The sequence below is a fragment of the Gemmatimonas sp. genome, from assembly GCF_027531815.1.
In the GTDB taxonomy this organism is placed as follows: domain Bacteria; phylum Gemmatimonadota; class Gemmatimonadetes; order Gemmatimonadales; family Gemmatimonadaceae; genus Gemmatimonas.
This window is the reverse complement of record NZ_JAPZSK010000002.1, coordinates 181,108-193,781: the sequence shown is the minus strand read 5'-3', so window position 1 is coordinate 193,781 and position 12,674 is coordinate 181,108. Positions and strand designations below refer to the sequence as shown.

The 12,674-nt window shown below is 70.3% G+C and carries 7 protein-coding genes; all 7 read left to right on the top strand.

Going from position 1 to position 12,674, the window contains the following annotated elements:
• The first annotated feature begins 151 nt into the window (after positions 1 to 151).
• The 7 genes from O9271_RS02045 (at position 152) to O9271_RS02015 (ending at position 12,668) form a co-directional block, all read left to right on the top strand.
• The gene (locus tag O9271_RS02045) at positions 152 to 3,172 is read left to right on the top strand and encodes a SusC/RagA family TonB-linked outer membrane protein (RefSeq protein ID WP_298265708.1); all 3,021 of its coding nucleotides are present in this window, start codon (positions 152 to 154) and stop codon (positions 3,170 to 3,172) included.
• A 20-nt stretch (positions 3,173 to 3,192) separates the two neighbouring features.
• Positions 3,193 to 4,470: a RagB/SusD family nutrient uptake outer membrane protein gene (locus O9271_RS02040; RefSeq protein WP_298265706.1), complete on the top strand. Its 1,278-nt coding sequence runs from the start codon at positions 3,193 to 3,195 to the stop codon at positions 4,468 to 4,470.
• Positions 4,470 to 6,326: a DUF885 domain-containing protein gene (locus O9271_RS02035; protein ID WP_298265704.1), complete on the top strand. Its 1,857-nt coding sequence runs from the start codon at positions 4,470 to 4,472 to the stop codon at positions 6,324 to 6,326. Before O9271_RS02040 ends, O9271_RS02035 begins: the two co-directional genes overlap by 1 nt.
• Positions 6,327 to 6,442: 116 nt before the next feature.
• Positions 6,443 to 8,701 (top strand): DPP IV N-terminal domain-containing protein, encoded by a 2,259-nt coding sequence (locus O9271_RS02030; protein WP_298265702.1) that lies wholly within the window; start codon positions 6,443 to 6,445, stop codon positions 8,699 to 8,701.
• Positions 8,702 to 8,719: 18 nt separating this feature from the next.
• On the top strand, positions 8,720 to 10,180 hold the full coding sequence (locus tag O9271_RS02025) for an alpha/beta hydrolase (protein ID WP_298265699.1): 1,461 nt from the start codon (positions 8,720 to 8,722) through the stop codon (positions 10,178 to 10,180).
• Positions 10,177 to 11,502: a dipeptidase gene (locus O9271_RS02020; RefSeq protein ID WP_298265697.1), complete on the top strand. Its 1,326-nt coding sequence runs from the start codon at positions 10,177 to 10,179 to the stop codon at positions 11,500 to 11,502. Before O9271_RS02025 ends, O9271_RS02020 begins: the two co-directional genes overlap by 4 nt.
• Positions 11,502 to 12,668 (top strand): alpha/beta hydrolase, encoded by a 1,167-nt coding sequence (locus O9271_RS02015; RefSeq protein ID WP_298265695.1) that lies wholly within the window; start codon positions 11,502 to 11,504, stop codon positions 12,666 to 12,668. The genes O9271_RS02020 and O9271_RS02015 overlap by 1 nt, the downstream gene beginning before the upstream one ends.
• The last annotated feature ends 6 nt before the right edge of the window (positions 12,669 to 12,674 follow it).

The following is a 12,674-nucleotide window of genomic DNA, read 5'->3' as shown; positions in this document are numbered from 1 at the left end:
GGGTGGAAGGAGGCCGCGCGGGGCCGCCGAGTGGAGGGCGGCGACACTTGCTTGCCGAAGTGAGTCCCCATCGGTACGATATGGTGCATGATATGAGACTGGATCTCAATATATGAGATTCTTTGGTCGCGCGCCCCCACCGATTCCCCCCATGCCCCGTCCCAGCCCACACCCCCACGTCACCGCCCTGCTCTGGGGCGGCGGGTTGGCCGTCCTCGCGGCCACCGCGGCCCCAGCCCTCGCCGCCTCGCCGGCCGCCCCGGGGGCTTCCCCAACGGTCGTCCCGCGCCTGCAGGCCGACTCCATCAGCGGTACCGTGACCGATACCCGCGGCCGTCCCGTGCAAGGCGCGCGGGTCCTCGTCGTGGGCACCAGCACCACGGCACTTACCGACCCCCGCGGGCGCTTCCGCCTGACCGGCGTCGGCGGCACCGATCGGACCGTGCGGGTCACCGCCATCGGCTACCAGGCACAGTCCCGAACGATCGGCGCGGGGAGCGCCACGCTCGCGTTCACGCTCAGCGAGCTGTCGGTGAATCTCGATGAGGTGGTGGTCACCGGCACGGCGGGCACCGTCGAGCGCCGCGCGGTGGGCAATGCGATCACCAAGATCGATGCCCGCGGCACCCTGGAGCGGGCGCCGGTAACCGACGTGTCGCAGCTGATGAACGGTCGCGCCTCGAACGTGGTCCTCACCGCCAACTCCGGCATGGCTGGTGCGGGGACCAAGGTCAACATCCGCGGCCGCAACAGCCTCGCCCTCACCGGCGCACCGCTCGTCTATGTGGACGGTATTCGCATGGACGCCGCGCAGGCCTCCGGCCCGGCGATCCAGGGGGCCAACGTCGTCTCCCGCCTCAACGACATCAATCCGGCCGACATCGAGTCCATCGAGATCATCAAGGGTCCCGCCGCCGCCACGCTCTACGGTACCGAGGCCTCCAACGGCGTGATCCAGATCATCACCAAGTCCGGGCGCGCCGGCGAGAAAGCCCGGCTCACCTTCACGGCAGATCAGGGAACCAACGAGTTCGCAGACCCGGCCGGACGCATCCCCACCAATTATGCGCGCTCGCCGCAGGGGCAGATCCTCTCCTTCAATGCCGTGGAGAATGAGCGGACGCTGGGCAACAGCATCTGGCGCACCGGCCAGTTCCAGCGGTATGCGCTCGGCATCGATGGTGGCTCGGGGCCGGTCAGCTATCGCGTGGGCGGGGTGCTGCAGGATGACGAAGGCATCGACCTCAACAACCGGCAGCAGCAGTCGTCGCTCCGCGCCAACCTGCAGTTCCTGCCGCGCCCCTCGCTGACGGCCCGTCTCGACCTGGGCGTGGTGACCGGCAAGACCAGCTTCGCCCCGCAGGAAGGGGGCGGCGCGCCGCTCTTCAGCGCGCTCAACGCCAACCCGCTGACCGCGAGCTCCCCCAGCCGCGGCTTCTTTGCCGCGCCCCCTGAGGTGCTCTACGGCGTCAACGACGTCTTCCAGCTGCTGCAGCGCACCACCGTTTCCGCGCAGCTGCAGCACCAGTTGGGCAGCCGCCTCACCCAGCGGCTCAACATCGGCACGGACATGGTGCAGGAGAACAACCAGAACATTGTGCGCCGCATGACCCCGCAGCAGGCCCGCTTCTTCAGCCCGGCGGTTGCGGCGGGGCGCAAGGATGTGCAGCTGCGCGACGCACGCACCAACACGCTGGACTACAGCGCCACCTACACCGCCACGCTCCGGGAGGGGCTGACCAGCCAGACCAGCGTGGGCGCCCAGTACTTTGGCCGCCTCACGCGCCTTACCACCGTCAGCGGCCAGCAGTTCCCCGCGCCGGGACTCAGCACCATTCTGGGTACGTCGGTGCGCACCGGGGGCGACGACTTCATCGAGAACACCACCATCGGGACCTATGCCCAGCAGCAGCTGGGATGGCGCAACCGGCTCTTCGTGACCGGCGCCGTCCGCGTGGACAACAACAGCGCCTTCGGCACCGACTTTCAGGCGGCCACCTACCCGAAGATCAGCGGCAGCTGGGTGGCCAGCGAGGAAGGGTGGTGGAAGAAGGGCGTGGTGAACACCTTCAAGCTGCGCACCGCGTACGGCGCAGCAGGGCAGCAGCCGGATGCGTTCGCAGCGCTGCGCACGCTGGGGCCCGTGACTGGCCCCGGCGATCAACCGGCCCTCACCACCCAGGCGGTGGGCAACCCCGACCTCAAGCCGGAACTCGGCACCGAGCTGGAGCTGGGCTTTGATGCAGGGCTCTTCCAGGACCGCGTGGCGCTGGAGTTCACCTGGTTCCGCCAGGACCGGCGCGACGCCATCGTGCTGGCACCGGTATCCCCCTCGAGCGGGTTCATTGGCACCCGCTTCACCAACCTGGGCGCCATCCGCAACGACGGCTTCGAGCTCCGCACCACGGTGGCCGTACTCACGGGCGAACGGCTCGGCTGGGATCTCACGGCCACGCTCAACTCGAACGAAAACGAGATCACCGATCTGGGCGGACAGCCACCGATCTTCGTTGGCACCTTCCCGCGCGCCCAGCAGCACCGCGTGGGGTTCCCGGTGGCGGCCTTCTTCGGCCAGCGGCTGACCAGCGCCACGCTGGACGGCAACGGACAGGCCACCAACCTGCAGTGCGAAACCCCCACCGGGCCTGCCCCCTGCGCCACCGCGCCGCTCACCTATTTGGGGCGCTCCACCCCCAAGTACGAAGGCGCCGTCACGTCCACCGTGCGCCTTGGCCAACGGCTCCGGCTCTATACCATGGTCGACTTCCGGGAAGGAATGCGCCGCTTCGACACGAACCTCTGGGCGCGCTGCACCGTGTTCCGGCTGTGCCGCCAGAACTACTTCCCGCAGGAGTTCGATCCACGTGACGTGGCGTACGCGCAGCGCGGCAGTGCGCTCGTGCTCACCAGCGGATTCATCAACGACGCCTCCTTCGCCAAGCTGCGCGAGGTCTCGGTGTCCTACGACCTCCCCGACGCCCTCGCCCGGCAGGTGCGCGCCTCGCGCGCTTCGCTGCTGCTGGCCGGCCGCAATCTCTACACGTGGACCCGCTGGTCGGGGCTCGACCCGGAGACGGAACAGCCGGGCGGCTTCGGCGAGCTCACCGCCAGCGAGCAGGCCAACCTGCCCCTCCCGCGGCAGCTGCGGTTCTCCCTCAACCTGACCTTCTGAGGCGCCCGGTGCCTATCTCCATGACCCCTCGTTCCCGCGCCGCGCGAGCGACCGTGCGCGCCAGCGCCCTCGCCTTCTTCGCCGCAACTACGGCGTGCGGCTCCCTCCTGGACGTGGACGTGCCCAGCCGCGTCCCCGCCGATGACGCCATCGTCCCGGCGAACGCCGCTATCCTCATGAACTCCGTGGTCGGCGAGTTCGAATGCGCCTTCGGCGGCGCCGTCGTGAGTGGCGGTACGCTGGGCGACGAACTCGCCAACTCCTCCACCGGCAACACCACCTGGCAGGTGGATCGCCGCGACATCGCCACCAGCTCCACCATCAGCAACGGTGGCTGTGGCGGGCTCGGCCCCTTCGGTGCCCTCAACGTCACGCTCTGGCTCTCCGGTGAGTTGCAGAAGGGGCTCGAGTCATGGACCGATACCCAGGTCACCAATCGCCGCCAGCTGCTGGCCACCAACGCGGCGTACGCCGGCTATGCGCTCCTCCTGCTGGGAGAGCAGATGTGCACCGCCACCATCGCCACGGGCCCGGAACTGCCCAAGGCGCAGGTGTGGACGCGGGCCGAGGAGCGTTTCACGGCGGCGATCGCCGACGCGCAGGCCAGCAACACCGCGGACATTCTCGCCATGGCCTACCTCGGCCGCGCCCGCGCCCGCCTCAACCTGACGCGCCTTGCGGAGGCGGCGGCTGACGCCCGGCAGGTGCCCGCGAACTTCGTGCGGAACGCCACGTACTCCAGCGCGGACCCCCGCCGCTTCAACCCGGTGTTCAACAACAACAACCAAGGGGCGGGGCTCACGGTGGGACCGGTGTACCGGACCTTGACCTTCGCCGGCGTGCGCGACCCCCGGGTGCCGGTGACCAACGCCAACCGTACGGGGGCAAACAACTCGGACTCCCTGTTCGTGCAAACCAAGTACGCGAGCTTCGCCGCCCCCATTCCCATTGCCAAGTGGGCGGAGGCGCAGCTGATCATCGCCGAAGCGGAGTTGGCGGCAGGCAACGTGGCGGCGGCCGTGGCGATCATCAACACGCTGCACGCTCGCACCACCCCCGCCCTGCCGCCGTTCGCCTCCACGTCGGCGGCCGAGGTGCGGGCCCAGCTCATCTACGAGCGCAGGGCGGAGCTGTTCCTCGAGTCGCAGCATCTTGGCGACTATCAGCGCCTGTCCCTTCCGTTTGTGCCGGCCACGGGCGCACCGTTCCCCTTCGGTGGCGGCTTCTACGGCACCAATCGCTGCTTCCCGCTCCCCGATCTGGAGCGCACGACCAACCCCAACCTGAACGGCCGGTAATGACCTGTCACTCACGTCCCCGGGCGCTCGCCACCGCCATCCTCCTGCTCGCGTTTACCCTGCCGCCGGCGCTGCTGCCGACCCGGGCCAATGCGCAGGGACGGGGTCGGGAGCGTGCGTCCGGTGGCGTGGCGATGGGGGACAGTGCCCGCGTCACCGCCATCGCCGACGCCCTGTGGGCGCGCATCGTGGCCACGGAGGCGGGCGTGCGCCTGCGTACCGGGGTGCCGGTGCGGCAGCTGCCGATTCCCTCGCAAGAGGAAGCGGAGCAGGATGCCGCATTCGGGCGGCGCATCCTGGCGCGGCTGGACAGCATCGGGGCGCTCCCCGTGGGGAGCGAGGCCTGGAGCCTGGCGGCGGTCACGCGGGCGCGCGCCATGGAGATGGCCGACGAGGCGGACGCCTTCTGGTTCCGCAACCCCGTCTCCCCCTATGGCAACGGGTTCGTTGGCGTGCACGCGATCCTGGGCGCCCAGCGCTTTTCGACCCCGGACGACCTGACGCGCTACCTCGACCTGGCCGGGCAGTATGCCGGGGTCGTGGACGCGGTGCACGGGTACCTGCGGGGGCAGGCGCGGCACGGGTACCGCATGCCGAAGCCCGAGGTGGCGGCGGCCGTCACGCTGCTGCGGCAGTTCCGCACCGAGCCCGCGCGCAGCCCGCTGGCCGTAGCCGAGCCTCGGCTGCGTGGACTTCGCGCGCAGGACAGCGCGGCCGTGGCGCGTTTTCAGGAGCAGCTGCAAGCCGAGGTGGTCGAGCGGGTGAACCCGGCGTTCGACCGGCTCCTATCGTGGCTGGAGGGGCCGTACCTGGCGCAGGCCCCCGTCACTGTGGGGCTCGCGCAGTACCCCGGGGGAGAGGCCCACTATCGTCGGCTGGTGCGCGCCTCGCTCACCTTCGACCGGACCCCCGAGCAGATCCACGAGCTGGGGCTCCGTGAGATCGCGCGCATCACCGCCGAACTGGACTCCATCCGTCAGACGCTCGGGAATGCGGGAGGGGAGGCGGCGGAGCATACGCGCACCCGGGAGGCGTTTCATCGGTACCTGCGCACGGCCCCACGCTTCGTGCCCGCCTCCCCCGACGTGATGCGCGACAAGATGCTGGGGCATCTGGCCACTCTGCGCCCCCGGTTGGGGGAGCAGTTCGCCGACTTGGCCCGCGCCCCGTACGACGTGCGCCGGCTGGACCCGGCGCTGGAGGCGGGGATGACCTACGGCTACTACCGCCAGCCATCGGCCGCCGACTCGACCGGGGTGTACTTCTTCAACGGCGGGCAGCTCGCGCAGAAAACCACCGTGTGGTTCGAGGGGTTGGCGTACCACGAGATCCACCCGGGGCATCACTTTCACCTCGCGCTGGTGCAGGAGGTGCTGGCGAACAAGCACCCACTGCGCCGCAACTACGCCAGCACCGCCTACACCGAGGGGTGGGGGGAATACGCGGCCGCGCTGGCCGAGCTGATGGGGGGCTATCGGGATCCGTACGACCGCTATGGGCGCCGCATCATGGAACTCTACAGCGCCGCGCGCCTGGTGCTCGATACCGGGCTCAATCTGCTCGGATGGAGCCACGAGCGCGGGCTGGCCTACCTGCGCGCCAACTCGGTGATCTCCGACGCCGAAGTGGCGTCGGAGGTGTTGCGCTACTGCTGCGACATTCCCGGCCAGGCGCTGGGCTACCGCATGGGCATGCTGACGTTCCAGCGCCTGCGGACGCGCGCCGAGCAGGCGTTGGGGCCGCGCTTCGACCCGCGCGCCTTCCACCGGGTAATCCTGGCCGACGGTCCGCTGCCCTTCTTCGCGCTTGAACAGCGTGTAGACGCGTGGCTGGCGCAGCAGCAGGGCGCGCGCTGATTCCCCGGGGGCCCAGCCAGCCCTCACCCTCACCACCGGTCGTGTCCGTGCCACCGTCTCCTCATCGTCCTGCAGCCCCCCGCGCGCGTACCGCCGCGGTGTTCGTTGGCGCCCTCGTGGCTGCATCATCGCTGGCCACGCCAGTGGTGGCGCAGACGGCCCCGATCAGCCCGGCGCGTCGCGCGGTCTACGACGCCTACCTCGATTTCGATCAGCTCGTTCAGGGCGGGCGGGTGGTGCCGGGGTGGATCCCGGGGGGCACGAGTCTCTGGTACGCCGACGGCGGCCCCAACGACCGGGTGCTGCAGCGCGTGGAGCTGGCCACCGGACGCACGACGCCGCTGCTGGATGCCGAGCGGCTGCGCCGCGCCCTCGTCGAACGGCTGGGCCACGAGCCCGCCGGCCGTGGGGTGCCGTTTGCCCAGGTGGCGTTCACCGCGCCGCAGCAGCTGCGCTTCGAGCTGGAGGGGGACAACTGGCAGCTGGAGCTCGCCACCTATGCGCTGACGCGGCTACCGCGCCCCACCGCGAACGAGGGCGATCGACTGGCCACCAGCGAACTGACCCGCCAGCGGCCGCAGCCCTTCTGGCAGGAGTCCTTCACCGGCGGCGGCGAAACGCGCAATCTCGAGCGCCGCTCGCCCGACGGCCGCTGGTACCTCGGCGTGCAGGGGCATGACATCGCCCTGCGCTCGGCGACCGACGGGCGCACCCTCATGCGTACCACCGACGGCACCGCCGATTCACTGTGGACCGTGGAGACGCGCCGCTGGGAACCGTGGTCCCCCAGCGGCACGCGCTTTGTGGCGCAACGCAACGATGTGCGCGGCATGCAGAAGATGCTCGGCGCGCAATGGCTCAAGATGTTCGTGGAGCCGCTGGAGACGCGGTGGACGCGGGCGGGCGGCGTGCTGCAGGTGCCCTCGCTGTATGTTCTGGATGTGGTGTGGGGGCGTCCGGTGGCGTTGCAGCTCGGGGACACCCGCGACAGCTACCTCGAGGTCATGGGGTGGCTGCCCGACGAATCGCGCGTGCTGGTGGCCAAGTACGACCGCCTGCTGCACAGCGTGGAGGTATGGGCCGCGGACCCATCCACGGGCGAGGCCCGCGTCATCATGAGCGAGCGCTCCCCCACCTTCCTCACCAACCACCACGAGGTGGTGTGGGGCGACGATTTTCCGTGGACGATCCTTCCCGACGGCACCGGGTTTCTCTGGCGCTCGGAGCGCGACGGATGGGACCACCTGTACCGCTACGACCTGAATGGCCGCGTGGTGGCGCGCCTCACGCAGGGCAGCTTTCCTGTGACCGCGGTGGTGCGCGTGGACCAGCCGCGCGGGTGGGTGTACTTCCTGGCGCAGGGTGATCCGGCGCGTCCGTACGATCGGCATCTGTATCGGGTGCCGCTCGCGGGCGGCGGCGCGGCCCAGCGCCTCACCGAGGGGTCGGGGATGCACGAGGTGACGATGTGCCCGCTGGCCGACTGCTTCGTGGACACGTGGTCGTCCCCCGCGGGTGCGCCGCGCACGGCGCTGCGGCGGGCCGACGGCACACTGGTCACGACGCTGGGGGAGGCCAGCCTCGATCGCCTGCGTCGCGTGGGGTGGACCCCGCCGCGCGAATACGTCGTGAAGGCCGCCGACGGGAGTACCGACCTGTGGGTCACCATGTACCTCCCCTTCGACTTCGACAGCACGCGCACGTATCCCGTGGTGGAGTTCCTCTACGCGGGGCCGCAGATCGCGGTGCGCCCCACCACCTTCACCGAACCCGGACCGGCGCAGTACAACCGCGCACTTGCCAATCTGGGGTTCGTAGTGGTCACGCTCGACGCGCGCGGGACCCCCGGACGATCGAAGGCGTTCCACGATGTCGTGTTCCGGAAGTGGGGTACGTTCGAGATCGCCGACCATGCGGGCGCCATTCGCCAGTTGGGGGCCCGGCTCCCCTTCATGGATCTCACCCGCGTGGGCATCTGGGGACGCTCGTGGGGCGGGCACTACGCGCTGCGCGCGCTGGCGCAGGCCCCCGACCTCTACGTGGCGGCCTCGGTGGAGGTCCCCGGCTTCGATCCCGTGGGGAACCAGCTGTACGAGACCTATCTCGGGCTGCCGCAGCAGAACGCAGCGCTGTACGACCAGGCCAACGCCATCCTGCTGGCCCCGAAGGTGCGCGGCCACCTGCGACTCATGAGCGCCCTCAGCGATGTGGCCACCTTCCCCGAAACGATGCGCATGTCCGAGGAGCTGGTGCGGCTGGGCTTCCAGCACGAGCTGTCGATCTTCGCCAACTCGGGCCATGGTCAGGTTGGACAGACGGCCCGCTACAACGACGAGCAGCGCACGCAGTTCTTCGTGCGACACCTGCGCCCGTGACCCTTTACTGACTTGTTCATGACCGTCGCCCGCCGCGTGCGTTGCACGCTTCCGTTCGTCGCCGTGGTGGCGACCATGGCGCCCTCCTCGTCACCCGGGCAGGTGCCCGACGCCACCCATCTGGTGGCGCAGCGCAGCATCACCATCGCACGCACGGCGATGGCGGTGTGGCCGCACATCGTGGAGCCGTCGGCGTGGAAGCAAGGGAACCGTCTCACGCACGCGGGGGGACCGTGGGGCGCTGCCGGCGAAGTATTCGCCGCACGCCCGGCGGCCGGGGGCGCGCCGGACTACTACCTGGTAAACGCGGAACTCGTGCCCTACCGCCGTCGCACCATGAAGCTGGTGGGTACGGATGGCACGCTCATGGGGTTCGCGACCTATTCGCTCGAGGAGCACGATGGGCGCACCACGGTGCGCTACGATGTCTTCGCGGAAACGCGACTACCGGCCGGGCTGACGCCCGGGGCGGCGGACACCGCGCGGGCGCGCGCCGCGGCGGGACAGCGCTCCTCGGCGCAGCGTTTCGACGCGGAGCTGGCGGCCCTCAAGCGGCTGGTGGAGGCGGGGCCCCCGGAGCGCACGGGATACGCCACGACCCCCGACGGCGTGCGGCTCTGGTACCGCGAAGTGGGGCGTGGCCCCGACGTCGTGCTGGTGAACGCGGCCAACTACTTCGCCGCCAGTCTGGACGCCCTGGCCTCCGACACGCGGCGTGTGGTGACCTACGACATCCGCGGACGCGGACGTACCGACTCGGTGCCACCGGACAAGATGGGAATTCTCGAATTCGATGCCATCGACCCGGAGGTGATTCGCCAGGCCGTAGGCGCGGACAAGGTGACCATGGTGGGGTGGTCGGGCGGCGCGCTGGCGGCCTATCGCTACGCCGAGCAGTTCCCGGCGCGCGTCTCGCGGCTGGTGCTCCTGACCCCGGTGGGGCCGCGCTTTTCACCCTGGTGGGAAGACATGCGCAAGAACTCGGCGCCCCGCATGGATCCGGCACTGCAGAAGCGGATGGCCGCCCGCGTCGCCGCCGGCGAGTTTGCCGGCGACGAGGTGGGTCGGTGTCGGAACGGGGCGTGGATGGGGCTGCGCACCAACTGGCCCGACTCCACCCAGTGGTATCGTGCGCCGGACGTGTGCGACTCCCCCAACGAGGTCGGGTCGCGCTACAACGATTTCGTGCCTCGGCTCATTGCCAAGCTGGGGCTGTTTGACTTCCGCGAAGGACTGTCCCGCTTTCGGCTGCCCCTGCTGGTCGTGCATGGTGACCGCGACAATCCGCCACTGGGCGGGAGCGAGGAGTGGGTAGCCGGCATGGCGCAGGGGCGCCTGCTGGTGATGCCCGGCATGGGGCACTGGCCGCAGTATGAACGCCCGGCCGAGTTGCTCGCGGCGCTGCGCGCCTTCCTCGACGGCGGTTGGCCCACGGGCGCCGCGGCAGTGCCCAGGGCGCCAGCGGCGAAGGCCCCATGATCGCCCCACGCAACGCCTTGTCACGGATCACCGCGGCCGGTCTGACCATCGCGGGCCTGTGGAGCGCGCCATTCACCGCCCTGCCGGCGCAGAGGGCAGCCACCGACGACGCGGCGCTGCGCCGCGCGCGGGCGCTCCTGCGCGAGGTGGGGCTGGTGGACACCCACAACGACCTGCCGTGGGTGCTGCGCCTCGACCCCACGCATCCCATGGACCTCACCGCGCGCGATCTGCGCGCGCGCGGCGCCGGCGACACGGACTTGCCGAAGCTGCGGGACGGCGGGGTGGGGACGCAGTTCTGGTCGGTCTACGTGCCAAGTGACCTCTCACCGCTGAACGCCATGCGCGCCCAGCTGGAACAGATCGACCTGACCCGGCGCCTCATCGCGCGCTATCCGCGCGATCTGGGGTTCGCCGCGAGTTCGGCCGACATCCGGCGCGTGCGCGCGAGTGGACGGATTGCCTCGCTCCTGGGAATCGAGGGCGGGCACGTCATTGCCAACTCCCTGGGAGCGCTGCGGGCGTATTACGACCTCGGCGTGCGCTACATGACGCTCACCCACTTCCACTCCACCGACTGGGCCGACGCGGCAACGGAGCTGCCGCGCCACGGAGGCCTCACCCCCTTCGGCCGCGAGGTGGTACGCGAGATGAACCGCCTCGGCATGATGGTGGATATCTCGCATGTGTCGCCAGCGGCGATGAGCGCCGTGCTGGATGGGTCGGAGGCCCCGGTGATTTTTTCGCACTCGTCGGCGCGCGCCCTCACCGACCATGTGCGCAACGTGCCCGATTCGATTCTGCAGCGCATGGCGCGCAACGGTGGCGTGGTGCAGGTGAACTTCGTCACGGTGTTCGTGTCCGAGCCGCTGCGGCGCTGGTCGGAGGCGCTCATTCCGCGGTTGCAGCGGGCCACGAGCGACAGCGCGGCCGAGCGACTGCTTCGCGAGTGGACCGCCACGCACGGCCCGATGCCGCGCGCCACTCTCAAGGACGTGGCGGACCACATAGAGCACATCCGCCGCGTGGCGGGCGTCGACCATGTGGGGATTGGGGCGGACTTTTATGGCGCGACCGGCCCGATGAATGTGGTGGAGGGGATCGAGGACGTCTCGCGCTATCCGGCGCTCTTTGCCGAGTTGATTCGCCGTGGCTGGAGCGACGCGGAGCTCCGCAAGCTTGCCGGCGGAAACGTCCTGCGGGTGTTCACCGAGGTGGAGCGGGTGGCAGCGCGGCTACAGCGCACCCTTGAGCCCTCTACCGCCACCATCGAGGCGCTGGACGGGGCGAAACGTCCCGCCACACCGCCGGGAGGCCACTGATGCTGAACGGGCTCTATACGCTGCTGTCGCAGCCGTTTGGTGGGGCGCTGTTGGGCGGCGTCCTGCTGGTGCTGGGCGGGCTGGTGGCGCTGGCCGCGCGTCGCCGCGGGCGGGTGCTGCGCCTGGTGGCGCTGGCTCCCGTGCTGATCGGGGTGGTGCTCACCGCCATGGGCACCAAGGGGGGACTCGACCAGCAGCGCGCCATGGCAGCGGCGCCGGCGCCGGGGACGCTGGTGGATGTCGGCGGGTACCGGCTGCACCTGCTCGCCGAAGGGAACGCGCGCGGTGGCGCGACGGTGGTGTGGATCCCCGGCGCGCACGAGCAGGGGAACGCACTGTACCACCTGCATCGGGCCATGCGCGGCGAGACCCGGTCCATTCTGTTCGATCGCGCGGGCACCGGGTGGAGCGACCCCGGCCCCTTTCCGCGGCGCACGCGGGTGGAGGCGGAAGAGCTGGAGACGCTGCTTCGTCGTGCGGGCGAGCCGGGGCCCTTCGTGCTCGTCGGGCATTCATACGGGGGCCTGTTGGCGGCCAACTACGCGCGGCGCTATCCCGCGCGCACGGCAGCGGTCGTGCTGCTGGACGCCACACCCCCCGATGCCTTCGTGTACGCCCCCGTATTCGGGGCGGCGGCAGCGCAGGGGCTGGTGCAGTTGGGGCGCGAATTGGGGCTGCGCAGTGCGTTCGGCCTCTGGGCGCCGCCGCCGCGCCCTGGCCCCAATGCCCCGCCCTTCGTGCGCGCCCGCGATACGCTGCTAGCCGAGGTGCGAGAGGCCATGTCGGCAGGAGCGGCCCGTGCCGCCAACAGCTTCGCGACTGCGTCGATCTTCGAGGAATTCACCGCCCCGGTCGTGGGGCGTGAAGCCCCCGATCTGGTGGTCTACGACGGGGAGCTGGACAGCCTGCCGGTGTTCGTGGTGATCCCGCGCGGGGGCCCGGAGGCGGAGATCCGGCCGCTGCGGCTGCCGCCGGCGCTCGAGCGGCGCGCGTTGAATTTCTTCCTGCGGTCCCGCGTGCGCTATCTTGCGGTCTCGAACCGGGCGGAACTCATCCATCCGCCTGACGGCGCGTCGCATAACTTCCCGTACGAGTATCCGGACACCGTGCTCGGCGCCGTGCGCCGTGCCCTCGCTGTGGCCGTGCCGCCCGACTCCGCCCGCTAGCCCCAC

Coding starts and splice junctions, on each gene's coding strand:
- O9271_RS02045 (WP_298265708.1), top strand. CDS start 152: ATGCCCCGTCCCAGCCCACACCCCCACGTCACCGCCCTGCTCTGGGGC.
- O9271_RS02040 (WP_298265706.1), top strand. CDS start 3,193: ATGACCCCTCGTTCCCGCGCCGCGCGAGCGACCGTGCGCGCCAGCGCC.
- O9271_RS02035 (WP_298265704.1), top strand. CDS start 4,470: ATGACCTGTCACTCACGTCCCCGGGCGCTCGCCACCGCCATCCTCCTG.
- O9271_RS02025 (WP_298265699.1), top strand. CDS start 8,720: ATGACCGTCGCCCGCCGCGTGCGTTGCACGCTTCCGTTCGTCGCCGTG.
- O9271_RS02020 (WP_298265697.1), top strand. CDS start 10,177: ATGATCGCCCCACGCAACGCCTTGTCACGGATCACCGCGGCCGGTCTG.
- O9271_RS02015 (WP_298265695.1), top strand. CDS start 11,502: ATGCTGAACGGGCTCTATACGCTGCTGTCGCAGCCGTTTGGTGGGGCG.